This window comes from Winogradskyella sediminis (assembly GCF_003387355.1).
Taxonomy (GTDB): domain Bacteria; phylum Bacteroidota; class Bacteroidia; order Flavobacteriales; family Flavobacteriaceae; genus Winogradskyella; species Winogradskyella sediminis.
Window position 1 is genome coordinate 1,591,635 of sequence record NZ_QUNH01000001.1, and the last position, 16,873, is coordinate 1,608,507.

Sequence of the window (16,873 nt, forward strand, 5' to 3'; positions counted from 1 at the left end):
ACTGAGAATATTTTTAAAATGTAACACTCATACCAAAGATGAGGTTTCGAGTTTGTGGATATGTACCAAAATCAATTCCTCTAACGGTATTGCTCGACCCAAATGAATTTACTTCAGGATCATAACCAGAATAGTTGGTGATGGTAAACATGTTTTCACCAGTAACGTAAAGTTTTAAGGCGCTTAGTTTGGCATGTTGAATCATAGATTCAGGAAAATTATAACTCAAGGTAATGGCTTTAAATCTTAGGTAAGAACCATCTTCTACAAAGCGTGTTGAGATTCTTGAATTATCTGTGTTACCAAAACTAGATCTTGGGATATCAGTAATATCACCTGGTTGTCTCCATCTATTTAGAACTTCTGTAGACTGGTTTTTAGGGTCAGACATACCTTCTAATTCAATTCTGGTAGCATTGAGAATGTCATTGCCTTGTGAGCCTTGCAAAAACACAAATAGGTCAAAACCTTTATATGAAATTGTATTCGTTACGGAATAAAAGAAATCAGGATTAGCATCTCCAATAATTACACGATCATCTGCATCTGGTGTAAACGTTGATTCGCCGTTTTGATTAATATAATAAGCATTTCCTGTTGTAGGATCAACCCCTCCAAAAATATAACCGTACAATGTGCCTAATGGTAAGCCTTCTTTAACTAATGTGGCTTCTCCGCGTCCTGCAATACTTCCTTGTAATAATTCTTGCCCAACTAAATTGGTAACTTCATTTTCGTTAAATGAAATATTGAAGCCTGAGGACCATTCAAATTTATCTGATAGTATATTTTTTGTGTTAAGTGTAAACTCTAATCCCTTATTCTGTAATTCCCCGATATTTTGAATGGCAGAGCTAAAGCCTGTAGAGGTTGGTAAAGGTGCATTTAAAAGCAAGTCTGAGGTGTTTTTTACATAAGCGTCGGCTGTAAATCCTATTCTATTATCTAAAAACTGAATATCTATACCCACATTAGTTTGTTCAGACTCTTCCCATTTTAAAGACAAGTTTTCTATAGTACCAGGATATGTGCCTGGTTGAGCGACACCTCCAATTGGATAATTAGCACCACTACCAACAGTACCTAAATAGGCATAGTTACCTATTTGGTCGTTACCAACAATTCCCCAACCTGCTCTGATTTTTAAATCGCTGATGAAATCTACGTTTTCTAGAAAGTTTTCATTAGAAACTCTCCATCCTAAGGAAAACGAAGGGAAGTAACCCCAGCGTTCATCGGGACCAAATGTACTAGAGCCATCTGCTCTAAAATTAGCGGTTAACAAATACTTGTCATCAAAGGCATAATTTAGTCTACTTATAAATGAGGTATTTGATTTTTCAGATTTAGTAGCTGAAGCTCCAAATATTTCGGAACCGCCATTTGGTGTGGTTACAGATTCACTCGCAAAGTTTCGAGTTTCTATAGAGCTATTTTCCCATAAGTACTTTTGATTTACTGAGCCCAATAGTACTTCAATATTATGTTTATTAATGTTTTTCTTGTAGTTAAGTGTGTTTTCTACGATATAGTATTTGGTGCTATTGGTTGTATTTATAGATTGCCCATTTAAAGCTCTTCCATAACCTGTTCTAAAAGGGTCTAGAAAGAAATCGTAAATACCATTACTGTTGTCAATACCGTAATTAAATCTATAGGTGAAATCTTTTAGAAATGTTGCATCTAAATAGATGTTTCCTAATAGTCGTTGGCTATTATATTCGCGCTCGCTACCATCTGTACTAGATAAAGGGTTTTCCCAATTTTGAAAGGGATTACTCGTAAAGCTGCCGTCCTCATTATAAATACCAATAATTGAGGGTGTGGTTAATGCACCTAACAATACTCCACCAGAATTAACATTTGTATTGTCTGTAATGTCGACGTCTCTATAGGACGTGTATGCAATTCTGGTTCCAATTTTTAACCAATCGGTTACTTTTTGATCCAAATTGATTTTAAAGTTAGAACGGTCTAGTTCAGAACTTCTAATGGCGCCTTCTTGACTGACATAGCCAGCAGAAACATAATAATTAGTGCCATCACTTCTTCCAGATAATGAAAGCTGATAGTTTTGTGAAAACCCACTTTGGAAAATTTCATCTTGCCAATCTGTACGTTCTGTATAACTGTCCCAATCTGTAGTTAATCCCATTTCGGTCATCAAGTCTCTGTATTGTTCTCCGTTAAGTACAGAAATTGTTTTCCAGACTTCGTTAAAACCTGTGTAAGTATCGAGACTAATCTTTGGCTTGTCAGTGGTACCACGTTTTGTTGTAATTAAGACGACACCATTAGCACCTTGCGCTCCATAAATAGCTGTTGAAGAGGCGTCTTTTAATATAGAAATGCTATCTATATCTGAAGGATTTATAGATCTGGTATCGGTTGTAGGGACGCCATCTACAACATAAAGTGGTTCGCTACCTGCATTAATAGAATTGGTACCTCTAATTCTTATACTGAATCCGGCAGAAGGTTTCCCTGAATTAGACGTCACTTGCACACCAGCAGACTGCCCTTGTAATAATGAGCCGACTTGCGTATTTGGCCGAGATTCAAAGGATTCCGAATCTACAATGGATACCGATCCTGTTATATCTTTTTTCTCTTGGGTACCGTAACCTACAACAACAACTTCGTTAAGCATTTGTAGATCTTCTTCTAAGACCACGTTAATTTCATCTTCGGTGCCAACAAGGCGCTCTACTGTAGTCATTCCTATGTAAGAAAATACTACAATAGAAGTGTCTGTATAGGATCCTTTTAGTTGGTAAAAGCCATCGAAATCTGTTGTTGTACCTGTTGTTGTACCTTTAATAATAACTGAAACACCAGGTATTGGAAGTCCACCTGAATCTGTAACATTACCACTAATTGTTTTTTCTTGAGCATGCACGGTAGATATCACCAGCATAGCTAATAGAATTACTGTCTTTTGTATTCCTTTAATACTACTCATTGTTTATTTATTATGGCTATTTAGTGTTGATGTAAATTATCGCAGATTTAATACTGGGTTTACATCTTCTACAAATTAATTACATAATGGAGCGTTAAACAATGACGTGTAGTAAAAAAGTAGTAAAAATGAGACGTGATTTTTTATTAATCGTCTTGTTTTTAGTTTGTTGTGTCTTTTTGGGATTGTGAAAAAGGTAGATTATGTTTGAAAAAAAGTAGTAAAATGTGTGTGAATTTGACAAAATTGCAAGGGTAAAATTACCGTATATGTAATTTTAGTCTAGATTTTTTACTTTGTCTTCAAAAGAATTTCGGTCGCCAATGGCGTTATTTCTAACCTTTACTCTGTAATTATATATGGTATTTACAGAATATCTTAAAATTTTTGAGATCTTAGAGCTGTTGGTAATCCCTAATCTAATTAAAGCCAAAATGCGCAATTCTGTATTTAACGCTTCTCCCTTTTTTACGATTAATTGCCCTTCTGGAACTAAGAGTTTATTAACTTCAGCGATAAAATTAGGGTGAATATGAAGAAAGGATTCATCAAAATTTTTGTAAAACAGTTTTATTTCCGCACCAACCACTTGTTTAGATTTTGTAAGTTCTAAAAGCTCTTGGGTTTTATTTGTAACGATATATTTTCTGACAAGTTTCCTATACGCATCTAATTTATCGATGTATTCAGAATAGAGGTTTAAAAATGTACCCACATAATACTCTTTTACTTTATCGGATTCTGAAAGTTCTAAATAGAGTTGTTTTAATTCTTTATTTGAATTATTCAATTTTAAGTTAGAATCTTGTAGTTGCTCATTTACTAGTTTTAGTTTATTTCTGGCATCAGCAACTTTTCTAACTTGTTTAAAAACTAAATAAATGGCAAGACTTAAAAAACCAGCGAGTATACTTATAAAGATTAAATAGTTTTTAAGTTTCTCTTTCTGTTTGGCACTCCTCTCGTTATAAGCCTTAGTAATCATCGGTAAATTATTAGCGATGTTGACGTAGCGTAATTGTGAATTATAAAAATCGGCATCATCAAACGAAAAATTAATATACCGATGAGCACGTTCTATATCTCCTTCTTGAAACATGATACTTGCTAAAACTCCCATGGAGGCACTATCCTTTACTGATGCTTCAATATCTGACATAGCAGACAGGATAAGGTATTTTTTCTGATTTACTTTGTCGTGCTTTAGTTCGTATAATAATGATCTTTCAAAAGTAATTAAAGAAAAACCTCTAGAGCCCATTTGTACATTTGTAAGACGTTGAGAGTTAATTTTTAATGCTTCAGGTAATTGTCGGCTATCTCTAAATTGCTTTTCTTTCAGACGTAGAGACTCTTCAGAATTAGGATCTAATCTTATTAAAAGTGAATCTTGGTAAGCAGTATATAATTCTGAATAATTAACCTTACTTCGTACAACAGTTGTGTTATAGGATAAGCCAGAATATCCTTCCTTATAAGCTATATAATAATTATTGATTAATGAAGCAGGTAGAGAATCGCGTTTTATTTCATTTAATGCATCGATTGATTCTTTATAACGACCTGAGTCTACAAGTAAAAGACTTAATGATAATTTAGATTTGTTAAGGAAAATGTCGTCATTAAGAGTTTCGGCAATTTTAATGTTTTTTTCAAGGTATTCTAAAGCTTTGTCAAAACTATAAAATTCATATTCATCAATAATTTCATTTAAGATTAAGTACTTTTCTCGTAAAGCTGTTGTTGAAGCGGCTTTCTCTTTAAGAATTTTAATACGTTCTTCTTTTTGTTGATCGAAAACGTCTCGTTTATCCATTTTAGATTCTAAAGCAGATACAAGTGAATCTAAACTTTGGTTGGCGTACATGCCTTGTACACAAATTAGAAATACGAAAAGAGATAGGAACTTCAATTTATTATTAATTAGTTGCTTCGAGAAGATAAAATTAAACAACTTTATTGTAATTAAGGTTTAGGAGATATAAAAAATAGGCGTCTGTTATTTTTATGTTTTCACTAATAGCATCAATAATCTATTGTTTTGCATCAATTAATTCTAGCCCTTACCTATACTTTTACGGTAAGAAAGTAAGAGTTACAGCGCACTCTTAAAATAATGTGTTTGTGACCCTTTACATAAAATAAATGTTTAATCAATAAATTTAAAATTATGAAAATTAGAAACTTTATAGTAACGATGGCGTTAATGTTTGTAACAGTGTTTGCATTTGCCCAAAATAACGATGATAGGCGTGTTATGAAAGATGCCGAAAAAGCAATTTCAACTTTAAAGAAGTCGGATATTGGCTTAGAGAAATTCTTTAACAATTCATCTGGTTATGTTGTATTTCCTAATGTTGGAGAAGGAGCATTGGTTGTCGGTGCAGCATCAGGTAATGGTGTTGTATATGAAAATGGTATGCCTAAAGGTATGGCTGATATGAAAAAACTAGATATCGGACTACAAGCAGGTGGAGAAGCTTATATGCAAGTAATTTTCTTTGAAACAGAAGAGGCTCTTAATGAATTTAAACAAGGAAACTTTGAGTTTTCTGCAGAAGCCAAAGCGGTTATTGTAGATAAAGGAGCAAGTAAAAAAGCCAATTATAACGACGGAGTTATCACTTTTGTAAAATCGAAAGCTGGTGCTATGGCAGATGTTTCTGTTGGAGGTCAAAAATTTAAGTATTCAGAATTTTAGACATATAGCTACATATAGCTAAAATATAATCTCAGAAAAGCCGATTTTATAATCGGCTTTCTTACGTTACGTTAAATTCTAAATTAAATGTAACCCGTATGTTATTTGTATTTTATGAATTCAGTAAAATAATATGGTGAAAAATGTGAATTTTAGCAGTAAATTTGAATTATTATTCCATTGTTCAACCTTAAGCGCAAATCTATACAATGAAATTATTGTTAAAATTTGATTTTACCAAAGTTTGCAATGCTGTTTTAGAACAGCGATTGGAAGCGCATCAGCTCAAGTATCAGCAAACAGCGTTTGGTGAAATAGAGCTGTTAGATAAAGTATCAGAGGAAAAACTGGATTTATTTTATAATGATATTAATGATTTTGGAATCGATGTCGTAAAGGATCCTAAAAAGATTGTGATACAAAAAATAAAAGATGTTATAGTAGATATGGTCTTTAATGAAAAAGATATCAACGTAAAGACTTCAGTATATTTAGCAGAGCAGCTAAATGAGAATTATAGCTACCTGTCTAATTTATTTTCTGAAGTCACTTATACTTCTATCGAAAATTTTATTATTTTACAGAAAATAGAATACACTAAAATATTACTTACAAAAGAGGAGCTTTCGCTAACTGAAATAGCTTTTAAACTCAACTATTCTAGTGTAGCCCATTTAAGTAGACAATTTAAAAACACAACGGGTATTACTCCGTCAGCTTTTCAGCGTATTATTGCAAAACGAAAACAAATAAATTAACCTAACTGTAAGTTTGTATAAATGAATAGCGATTATATTAATTTAGCCTTGGCTGATGATGATGAAGACGACAGATTGTTTTTTACTGAGGCTTTTGAAGAGTTGAAAGTGAAAAGTAAAGTGTCACTTTTTAAGGATGGTATAGAGTTAATGGATTATTTAGATGATTCTAATAATGCGATTCCAAACTTATTGTTTCTAGATCTCAATATGCCAAAGAAATCGGGATTAGAATGTTTAAAAGAGATTAAAGCATCTCAACGCTTTAAAGATATGGCGATTGCTATTTACTCAACATCAGCATCTGAAGAAGATATTGAAAACACTTTTGTTATAGGTGCTAATGTCTATATTAAAAAACCTAATGATTTTGAAAAACTAAAAAAAGTACTTTCAGAAGTCGTCACTACCAATTGGCAGTATCATACCAGCGGCTTAAATAAAGAGAACTTTTTATTAAGACTATAACCTATGCCAACACCTTCTAGTAGATACCTCAGAACCGCTTTTGTCGCAGGTCTTTTTGTAATTCTATGTATAGGAGGATATACCTATCAGCATATTAGCGAACTCTCTAAAGCCTCAGAAGTTGTAAAAGATAATTACTCGCTGAGAAGTGAATTAGAGCTAGTTATTTCTAACCTTAAAGATGCCGAAATAGGGCATAGAGGCTTTTTATTAACTCACGATTCGCTTTTTCTTACTCCATATGAAGAGAGTCTGCAAAAAATATCTAATAACCTTGAAAAGTTAGACACATTAATTGTTCCTAATAGTAAACAGGTAGACAAACTAAAGGACTTAAATAGTGATATTCAAAAACGTTTTGAAAATTTTAGCAAATCTTTTGCGCGAGTTAATGATAGTGAAGTATTAACCAAGGATTTATTGTATTTATTACATGAAGGTGAAATACAAATGGATACTATTCGTTCCGATATATCCGAAATGTTAGACTTAGAACAGCGTCTTTTAGTTCAAAACCAAGAAATTAGTCAAGGCAAAATAGGCCTCACGCCTTTGTTGTTTTACGGTTTATTAATTGTAACCTTAGTTATTCTGCTCTTGGCTTATATAAAAATGACCACAGATTTAAAAGCTTTAAAGGAGAGTAATACCGAATTAGAAATTTTTGAAAAACTTACAAAGCAATCCGAAATTGTTAGTAATACTAGTACTTGGGTTTGGTATATTGAAGAGGATGAATTTGAATTCTCGGATAACTTGTATCGCCTATTGGGTGAAGAACCGCAAAGCTTTGAGCCTACCTTAATTAACTTTTATAAATTTGTACACGAAGAAGACCTCACCAACTTAGGGCACCGTGTTAACCTAATGATGAAGGAAGGTGAATTGCCATTCACAAGTTTTAGAGTGGTGCATAAGGATGGCACTATAAAACACCTAAAGGCCTACTCAAAGTTGATGGATGAAACCGATGGTGAGAAGAAGATATTTGGTGTTACTGTCGATGCTACCAATGAAGTTGAAAACTACCGAATTATTGAACAGCGCAACCAAGAGTTAGAACGCACCAATAAAGAACTATCTGCGTTTAACTATGTGGCAAGTCATGATTTACAAGAGCCTTTGCGAAAAATTCAGACGTTTATGTCGCGATTAGAAGCCAAGGAAAAAGATCGTATTTCGGAAAGTGGTCAAATTTATATTCAACGTATGAAGTCTGCATCTGCCAGAATGCGTATGCTTATTGAAGATTTGTTGCAGTATTCTAGAACTAATACTTCAGAAAAAGAATATTTAAAAACAAATATGAATCTACTATTAGAGCATGCCAAGACAGAGCTCATAGATAGTATAGAAGAAAAGAGAGCTAAAATTATATGTGATGATTTACCGACGATGGAGGTAATCTCATTTCAAATTCAGCAATTGTTCATCAATATTATAAGCAACTCTTTAAAGTATAGTAAAGAAGATGTGCCTCCTATAATAGAAATTACGCATGAAGAAGTGCTATCTAGAAATGTAAAACAGATTCAAAATTCACTATACAAATACCATCATAAAATAACATTTAAAGACAATGGTATTGGTTTTGAGCAACCGTATGCCGAAAAAATATTTTTACTCTTTAATAGGTTACATGGCAAATCAGAGTATTCTGGTACAGGTATCGGATTGGCCATTTGTAAAAAGATTGTTGAAAACCATAAAGGTGTTATTATCGCTGAAGGTGAGCCTAATAAAGGCGCTACATTTATTATTTATTTGCCATTCTTAAAGTAGTTAATTTTTACTCTTACTTAAAATAATATAAACATTTCTGGTAATTGTATAACATCTTCTATATCTAATTCTACATATTTGTTACAGTTTTTACTCCGCATGTTATTCTTGCTCTAACTTTTAAAAACTGTTTTAGTAAATTTCTAAATTGAGTTAAAGCCCTTATATTAAATTAATTCCTACAATGAAGACTTTTCTTTATGTTTTTTTGGTACTTATAATTATCCTCTGGGCCATAGGATTCTTTGTGTATGCTTTATCTGCAGTTATTCATTTATTGTTGGTATTAGCAGTTATACTCCTTATAATGCTTAACAGAAAATAGGTCTTGCTGCTTCTTATTTCTAAAGAAGACTATAATACCCTTTCCTTAGTTACCTTTTTAATTTTCAAGTTCTACATCTTATTAATGCTTCTAACTATAATATGTATAGCCATTAGTTAATAGTGATTAATGAGCACTGTGTATGTAGCTAACTCCTTCTATTTTAGGGGTTGTTTAACAATATTTCGGAATTATGTAACAAAAGAAAGGAATTGTATAACATGCTAAGCCTAAAGAGGTCGTTACTTTGTATCAAGAAAATTAACCTAATCAATTATACCATGAAAATATCAACTAAACATTTACAAAAGCAATTTTCAAGAGTTGGAAGAATTTTTCCAAAAAACAAATTTAAAGTTGCGAGTTCAGAAATAGGATATTCAAAATTGAATACTATGGAAAGCGCCAAAAAGACCATTTAAGTTAACCACTTATAGCGTTACAGCCTTAACAAGCTTACCTATTAGAACTTATATAATTTATACTGTCTAACCAAAAATTCAATAATCATGAAAACTATAGAAATTAAAGCCAACAATCTTCAAACAATGTTTAATACATTAAAGAATACCATTGGAGGATCTTACACTACGCAGCTTAATGAAGGAGAACTTTATATTGATAATGGACTAGGAAAAGGATTCATTAGAGGCATTGAATTAGAAAGAGATACCATTTTTGTAGAATTTGATATAAAATTCAAAGAAGATGTAAAGTTCAATATTAAAAGTCCACAACGTGCTGTAGCTAACTTCTTATACTGTACGGAAGGTAAACTATCTCATGCCTTTGTAAATTCAAATGATTATAAAACGATTGAAACCTTTCAAACTGGGATATCTGCAAATATAACCACCAATGAAAATCACATATGCTTTTATAAAGATATCTATGTAAACGCAACGATTATTTCAGTAAACACATCTAAAACAAGTTCTAGAGAACATCCAATTAACAAAATGGTGTCTGAAATTTTTATTCAAAACAATAAAAAAGACTACAGTTATATCGGATCTTATAACTTAAAAATAGCAGATCATATTAAGCAATTGAAAGCCATTAAACAAAGTGGTGTTGTAAGAACATTATTAATTCAAGGTATGGTAAATGTAATCTTAGCAAGAGAAATTGAACAACATTCATTTGATCTTAAGAGCTCTCAAAACCCAACAGGTTCGCTTACAGGTTTTGAACTGAAACAAATAAAGGAACTGTCGGATTATATCAACAATTTTCCAGAAACTAACTTAAGCGTTATAGAGCTAGCGGCTAAGATTTCTATTAGTCCAGCTAAAGTGCAAGAAGGATTTAAGTTAATGCACGGTAAGACTTTAAATAATTACATTAGATATGTACGCGTTAAAAAGTCAGAAGAGCTTATTAAGAATACAGATTTAAATATTTCGGAAATAGTGTATTCTCTCGGATTCTCAAGCAGAAGTTATTTTTCTAAAATTTTTAAGGAACAATATAAATGCTCACCAATTGAGTATAAACAAAACATTAAGTTAGCTGCAACAGCATAATATATATGTTAGATTATTTTCAGGAGGTTGTTAGAATATTTCATTAATATTTTAACAACCTCTTTAACGTTGTAATGGGGCGTAAATTTCCTGAAGGGTTGCAATGAAATTCCTATTTTTGATTTATGAATGACAATTTTACAAACGAATTCTTTGGTATAGGAATTCAGAATGGGAAAACCCCAGAAAATCTTGGTGTGCTTTGGCGATCTGCTCAGAATCTCGGAGCGAGTTTTATTTTTACTATAGGTAACAGATACGCTAAGCAGGCTTGTGACACGCATAATGCTGTAAAGTCAATGCCATATTTTCATTATGATACGTTTGAAGAATTCTTTAATAACTTGCCAAAAGGTGCACGTCTTGTGGGAGTAGAATTAACGGAAGATGCTGTACCCTTAGAAACCTTTAATCATCCGAGACGATGTGTCTATTTGTTGGGAGCAGAGGACCACGGTTTGTCTAATTTGGCCATTGAAAAAAGCCATTTTTTAATAAAGTTTAAATCACAATTAAGTCTCAATGTCGCTGTAGCAGGAAGTATTGTAATGTACGATAGAGGTATTGCTAAACCAAGAATATAATTCCTTTAAAAATTAGGCATAAAAAAACCTTGAATTATTAATTCAAGGTTTTTTTTATAATACATTTTAATAGGGTTTAACCATTCATAGAAATTAAAAATTCTTCATTATTTCTAGTTTGTTTAAAACGGTCATTGATGAATTCCATAGCTTCAACCGGATTCATATCTGCTAGATATTTACGCATTACCCACATTCTTTGTATGGTTGTTGCATCTAGTAAAATATCATCACGTCTGGTACTTGATGACGTTAAATCGATAGCAGGGAAAATACGACGGTTAGAAATCTTACGATCTAACTGAAGCTCCATGTTACCTGTTCCTTTAAATTCTTCAAAGATTACTTCATCCATTTTAGAACCTGTTTCTGTTAAAGCTGTAGCAATGATTGTTAAAGAACCACCATTTTCAATGTTACGTGCAGCACCAAAGAAACGTTTTGGTTTGTGTAGTGCATTGGCATCAACACCACCAGAAAGAATCTTACCAGAAGCGGGTTGTACCGAGTTATAAGCTCTTGCCAAACGTGTAATGGAATCTAAAAGAATTACAACATCGTGGCCACATTCTACCAACCGCTTTGCTTTTTCTAAAACGATATTAGCAATTTTTACGTGCTCGTGTGCTTCTTTATCAAACGTAGATGCAATGACTTCACCACGAACGTTACGTTGCATATCTGTAACTTCTTCAGGACGTTCGTCAATTAACAAGATCATTTGATACACTTCAGGATGGTTTGCTGCAATAGCATTTGCAACATCCTTAAGTAACATCGTTTTACCTGTTTTTGGTTGCGATACAATCATACCACGTTGTCCTTTCCCTATTGGCGCAAACAGATCCATAATACGCGTAGAAATTGTTGCTTGCTTTTCAGCAATATTAAATTTCTCTTGCGGAAATAAAGGTGTTAAATGTTCAAAAGCCACTCTGTCTCTAACTACATTAGGACTCTGTCCATTAATTTTACTCACTTTAATTAAAGGGAAATATTTTTCACCTTCTTTTGGCGGACGCACATTTCCTAAAACGGTATCACCAACTTTTAATCCAAATAATCTAATTTGCGATTGCGAGACATAAATATCATCTGGTGATGATAAGTAATTATAATCCGATGATCTTAAAAATCCATAACCATCTTGCATAATGTCTAAAACACCTTCACTTTCAATAATAGCATCGAATTCAAAATCGGGTTCGCGGTAGCGATTTCTGCTATCCTTGTTACCGTTATTTTTGTTGCCATCTTTAGAACGCTGCTGTCTGTTGTCTTTGTTTTGACGTCTATTGTCGTCTTTACGCGGATTAGGACGTTTTTGTTCTTGTGGTTTATTGTTAGGTTTATCGTTAGTAGGTTTTTCTACTTTAGATTTTGTGTCTTGTGTCTTGCGCTCCTGAGGTTTGCGAGTATTGGTTTTCTTCTGCTCCTGAGGCTTGGCTTTAGTATCAGCTTGTTTATCTGTAGACTCTGCTGGTTTTTGCTCTTTATTGTCCTTAGGTTTTTGTTGAATCCTAGCCCGTTTTTTAACAGGTTTAGTGTCCTGTTGCTTTGGTGAAGATGTAGTTTCAGTTGCTACCTTAGTGTCTACCGCATCTGGATTTGCAGCTTGGTAATCTAAAATTTGATATACCAAGTCTAATTTTTTTTGTGTACGGTATTTAGGTACATTTAGTTGTTTCGCTATTTCCTGTAATTCAGGAAGTTTTTTAGCTTTTAACTGAGAAATTTCAAACATTCTGTATGTTGTATATGTATTATAATTTTGATATTATTAATTCAATGTTTTCTAAATGAAATAAAAAGAAAAAAAGTGAGATTAATTTGGAAGATTAGAAGGATGCAACTCAGTACGTTACTTCTTTCTATTGCAATAATACGATTTTATTTTAAAATAATTTCTATCTTTTTAAAAATAAACTCCTAATTTTGCATAGCTTTTAGAGTAAAAGATATGATTCAACGCATTCAAACCTTGTATTTATTTTTAGCTGCTGTTATTTCGGCGGGTTTAATATTTGTGTTTCATTTGTGGACAAACAATGAAGGTGTTAAAATTTATGCCCTAGATAATTATTTATATTTAGGTCTGTTTTTAGGCTCAGCTTTGTTATCTTTGATATCAATATTTAGATTTAATAATAGGAAATCTCAATTTGTTTTGGGACGACTCAATATAATATTAAACTTTATTTTACTAGGAATCTTTGTATATCAATCTCTAAACTTATCTGGAGAAATTAACGTTTCTGAGAAAGGTATTGGGGTTCTTCTTCCTGTTTTTTCTATTGTGTGTTTGGTCTTGGCTAACAAGGCTATTAAAAAGGATGAAGATCTTGTAAAATCTGTAGATCGATTACGATAGACCTAAAATCTTAGTAGTATTAGTGTGAAAAACCCAGACGCTGCCGTCTGGGTTTTTTTTATCATTTCTTTTTGTAAAAATAGATTCGTTTTTTTTATCGTTTTAGATTTTTATTGAAGACCATAAATGCCTTCCTTCAAATTAAAACACATCACTACTGATACTTATTGGAATGGTATTAATTATTTAAGAATTAGTAGATGGTGTTAAATGCTCTAAAATTAGTGTATTGACAAATTACCGAGTTTCAAATTCAATGACCTCTAAATCCTTAATATTTTTACCATCAATTTTAAAACGAAGCATTGTTCTTACCTTATGAAATCCGTGTTTACCTGCTGCTCCTGGATTCATATGTATAAGGTTAAGTTTTTTATCTGGCATTACTTTTAAGATGTGAGAATGTCCTGTGATGAAAATATCTGGCGGATTGGCAACTAAAGCTTCTTTCACTTTAATATTGTATTTAGGAGGATAACCACCAATATGCGTTATCCAAACATCAACGCTTTCGCACATAAATCGATGATGCAATGGGAATTCTGCTCGGGCTTTAGCGTCATCAATGTTGCCATACACGGCTTTTAATGGTTTTAATTTTTGTATGCTATCCGTAACTATTAAGTCACCAATATCACCAGCATGCCAAACTTCATCGGCCTGCTTTACATGCTTTAAAATGGCATCGTCGATGTAACTATGAGTATCAGATAATAGGAGTATTTTTTTCATATAGATGTAATGGAAAATAGCTAAAGTAGACCTTTATATTTTAGGATTTCTTTAGCAACTAAAACAGTAACTTTGCACTTTAACAAAAGTAAGATTTCTATTGCGATTTTTTATTGAACTTTCATATAATGGTAAAGCTTATCATGGTTGGCAAAATCAGCCCAATGCTATTTCTGTACAAGAAGTATTAGAAAAAGCGCTTTCAACTCTATTAAATACTGATATCGCTATAATGGGAGCAGGTAGAACAGATGCTGGCGTACATGCGTCGCAAATGTTTGCGCATTTTGATTACGACGGTGATTTTAAGTCCATAGATATTGTGTATAAACTCAATTCTTTTCTGCCAAAAGATATTGCGGTGGCAGATGTGTTTAAAGTTCAATCAGATATACATGCTAGATTTCATGCTACCGAGCGAACGTACCATTATAAAATTTCTACATCAAAAAATGTATTTGATTATGATTTTGCTTATCAGGTGCAATTACCTATTGATGTAGAAGCTATGAATGAGGCTTGCAAAATATTATTTAAGTATAAAGATTTTCAATGTTTTTCTAAGAGTAATACAGATGTAAAGACGTATAATTGTGATATTAAAGAAGCATATTGGACAAAGCAAAACGAGCAACTTATATTTACTATTACCGCAGATCGGTTTTTAAGAAATATGGTTAGGGCCATTGTGGGTACAATGCTTAATGTCGGTTTAGGAAAAATGAAACCCGAAACATTACATGCTATAATTGCATCAAAGAACAGAAGTGAAGCTGGGTTTTCTGTGCCTGCACATGGATTGTATTTAGTGAAAATTGTATATCCTGAAACGATTAGAGTACATAGTTAAATTGAAAGTCGTTTTCAATACCATTGGAGAATAGTTATGACCAAAAAACAAAAAAAAATATTTGATACATCGTTATTTACACGATTACTTCAGTACGTAAAACCTTATCGTGCAATTTTCATTGTGTCCTTAATCTGTGTTATTGGCTTAGCGTTATTTGGCGCATTTAGACCTTATGTGCTAAAGGAAGCTATAGATGTTAAGATTGCTAACAAAGAATATAATGGTTTTGTAATCTATATGGTTATAATGCTAGGATTATTGATTTTGGAAGTGGTATCACAATTATTATTCATTTATTATGCTAGCTGGTTAGGGCAATCTGTAGTGAGAGATATACGTGTAAAATTATTTAAACATATGCTTAAGTTTAAAATGACGTATTTTGATAAGTCTTCTGTAGGTGTGCTTATTACAAGGGCTGTCACAGATATGGAGCGTATTGCAGATATATTTGGTCAAGGGCTTTTTATGATTTTTAGTGATGTTTTAAAGATGCTGGTCGTGGCCACGTTTATGTCTTTTATTAATTTAAAACTGAGTTTAATTGTATTCTTAACACTACCGATAGTTTTATTTGCGACTAATATTTTTCAAAAATATATGAAACGCGCTTTTGAAGATGTACGTACAGAGGTATCTAATCTCAATTCATTTGTTCAAGAGCGGGTTACTGGGATGAAAATCTTACAGTTATTTACACGTGAGGATACAGAGTTTAAGAAATTTAAAACCATTAACGAGCGTCATAAAAAAGGGTGGTTAAAAACAGTTTGGTACAATTCTATTTTCTTTCCTATTGCAGAATTTTTAGCATCACTAACCTTGGCTATGGTTATTTTAGTTGGAGGGTTTAATGCTGTATCTGGCACAGGAGATACCACTTTAGGTGAGTTAATTTCCTTTACTATGTTTATTCCTATGTTATTTAGACCTCTCAATCAAATCGCAAATAAATTCAATACACTTCAAATGGGAATGGTGGCTGCAGATCGTGTGTTTAAGGTCTTAGATACCTCCTCTAATATTGATGATTTGGGAACTATTGAAGCCAATCATTTTAAAGGATCTATTGCATTTAATAATGTACGATTTTCATATATCAGCGATGAAGAGGTTTTAAAAGGTATTTCATTTAACGTAAAAGCAGGCGAGACTGTTGCTATTGTGGGCGCAACTGGCGCCGGAAAATCTACTATAATCAATTTATTAAATAGATTTTACGATATTAATTCTGGTACGATTAAAATTGATGATACCGATATTAAGGATATGACGCTAAGTTCGCTTAGAAGTCAGATTGCTATTGTGCTTCAAGATGTGTTTTTATTCGCTGATACCATTCTTAATAATATCACTTTAAATAATGCTAATATCACAGAATCTGATGTAATAAAAGCTGCGAAGGCTATCGGAATTCATGATTTTATTTCGAGTCTTCCAAATGGGTATCATTACAACGTTAAAGAACGCGGAGTAATGTTGTCTTCTGGGCAGCGTCAGTTAATATCATTTTTAAGAGCTTATGTCACTAACCCTAGTATTTTAATATTAGATGAAGCGACCTCTTCCGTAGATTCACATTCCGAACAACTGATACAGGATGCTACAGATAAAATTACTAAAGGTAGAACTTCGATTGTTATTGCACACCGACTAGCAACCATTCAGCAAGCAGATAAAATTATTGTAATGGATAATGGAGAAATTGTTGAAATTGGAACGCATCAAACTCTATTAGAAAAAGAAAGAGGCTATTATAAAAACCTTTATGAGGTTCAATTTTTAAAGGAGGAAGTCGCTTAGAGGTAATC

The 16,873-nt window shown here is 32.6% G+C and carries 14 protein-coding genes; 10 read left to right on the forward strand and 4 right to left on the reverse strand.

The window, feature by feature from the left end; all coding sequences use genetic code 11:
• Positions 1–13: 13 nt before the first annotated feature.
• Together C8N41_RS06745 and C8N41_RS06750 are read right to left on the reverse strand one after the other, a co-directional pair.
• Positions 14–2,962 carry a SusC/RagA family TonB-linked outer membrane protein gene (locus C8N41_RS06745; protein WP_115838659.1) on the reverse strand — a complete coding sequence of 983 codons (2,949 nt, stop codon included), beginning with the start codon at positions 2,960–2,962 and terminating at the stop codon, positions 14–16.
• 277 nt (positions 2,963–3,239) lie between these two features.
• A complete protein-coding gene (locus C8N41_RS06750) occupies positions 3,240–4,829 on the reverse strand; it encodes a DUF6377 domain-containing protein (protein ID WP_115838660.1) in 1,590 nt (529 codons plus the stop codon).
• Between the two features lie 303 nt (positions 4,830–5,132).
• On the opposite strand from C8N41_RS06750, the gene C8N41_RS06755 reads away from it, so the two are divergent.
• The 7 genes from C8N41_RS06755 (at position 5,133) to C8N41_RS06780 (ending at position 11,106) form a co-directional block, all read left to right on the forward strand.
• Entirely contained in the window at positions 5,133–5,663 is a 531-nt protein-coding gene (locus C8N41_RS06755) for a lipid-binding SYLF domain-containing protein (RefSeq protein ID WP_115838661.1), read from the forward strand.
• A gap of 209 nt (positions 5,664–5,872) precedes the next feature.
• Positions 5,873–6,421 (forward strand): helix-turn-helix domain-containing protein, encoded by a 549-nt coding sequence (locus C8N41_RS06760; protein WP_092447716.1) that lies wholly within the window; start codon positions 5,873–5,875, stop codon positions 6,419–6,421.
• Positions 6,422–6,442: 21 nt separating this feature from the next.
• Positions 6,443–6,889: a response regulator gene (locus tag C8N41_RS06765; protein ID WP_115838662.1), complete on the forward strand. Its 447-nt coding sequence runs from the start codon at positions 6,443–6,445 to the stop codon at positions 6,887–6,889.
• A 3-nt stretch (positions 6,890–6,892) separates the two neighbouring features.
• Positions 6,893–8,671, forward strand: a complete 1,779-nt coding sequence (locus C8N41_RS06770; RefSeq protein ID WP_115838663.1) for a CHASE3 domain-containing protein — start codon at positions 6,893–6,895, stop codon at positions 8,669–8,671.
• A gap of 184 nt (positions 8,672–8,855) precedes the next feature.
• Positions 8,856–8,996, forward strand: a complete 141-nt coding sequence (locus C8N41_RS17135) for a DUF5670 family protein (RefSeq protein ID WP_249033247.1) — start codon at positions 8,856–8,858, stop codon at positions 8,994–8,996.
• Between the two features lie 509 nt (positions 8,997–9,505).
• Positions 9,506–10,522 carry a helix-turn-helix domain-containing protein gene (locus C8N41_RS06775; RefSeq protein ID WP_115838664.1) on the forward strand — a complete coding sequence of 339 codons (1,017 nt, stop codon included), beginning with the start codon at positions 9,506–9,508 and terminating at the stop codon, positions 10,520–10,522.
• Positions 10,523–10,647: 125 nt separating this feature from the next.
• Positions 10,648–11,106: an RNA methyltransferase gene (locus C8N41_RS06780; protein WP_092444507.1), complete on the forward strand. Its 459-nt coding sequence runs from the start codon at positions 10,648–10,650 to the stop codon at positions 11,104–11,106.
• A gap of 76 nt (positions 11,107–11,182) precedes the next feature.
• Here C8N41_RS06780 and rho read toward each other — a convergent pair whose 3' ends face one another.
• Positions 11,183–12,850, reverse strand: a complete 1,668-nt coding sequence (gene rho / locus C8N41_RS06785; protein ID WP_092444505.1) for a transcription termination factor Rho — start codon at positions 12,848–12,850, stop codon at positions 11,183–11,185.
• A gap of 216 nt (positions 12,851–13,066) precedes the next feature.
• On the opposite strand from rho, the gene C8N41_RS06790 reads away from it, so the two are divergent.
• On the forward strand, positions 13,067–13,477 hold the full coding sequence (locus C8N41_RS06790) for a DUF4293 domain-containing protein (RefSeq protein WP_115838665.1): 411 nt from the start codon (positions 13,067–13,069) through the stop codon (positions 13,475–13,477).
• A gap of 237 nt (positions 13,478–13,714) precedes the next feature.
• Here C8N41_RS06790 and C8N41_RS06795 read toward each other — a convergent pair whose 3' ends face one another.
• Positions 13,715–14,209, reverse strand: coding sequence for a metallophosphoesterase family protein (locus tag C8N41_RS06795; RefSeq protein WP_115838666.1), 495 nt, complete (start codon positions 14,207–14,209; stop codon positions 13,715–13,717).
• A gap of 100 nt (positions 14,210–14,309) precedes the next feature.
• Between C8N41_RS06795 and truA the strand changes: the two genes are divergently transcribed.
• Together truA and C8N41_RS06805 are read left to right on the forward strand one after the other, a co-directional pair.
• Positions 14,310–15,059, forward strand: coding sequence for a tRNA pseudouridine(38-40) synthase TruA (gene truA / locus C8N41_RS06800; protein WP_115838667.1), 750 nt, complete (start codon positions 14,310–14,312; stop codon positions 15,057–15,059).
• 36 nt (positions 15,060–15,095) lie between these two features.
• Positions 15,096–16,865 carry an ABC transporter ATP-binding protein gene (locus C8N41_RS06805; RefSeq protein WP_115838668.1) on the forward strand — a complete coding sequence of 590 codons (1,770 nt, stop codon included), beginning with the start codon at positions 15,096–15,098 and terminating at the stop codon, positions 16,863–16,865.
• Positions 16,866–16,873: the final 8 nt, after the last annotated feature.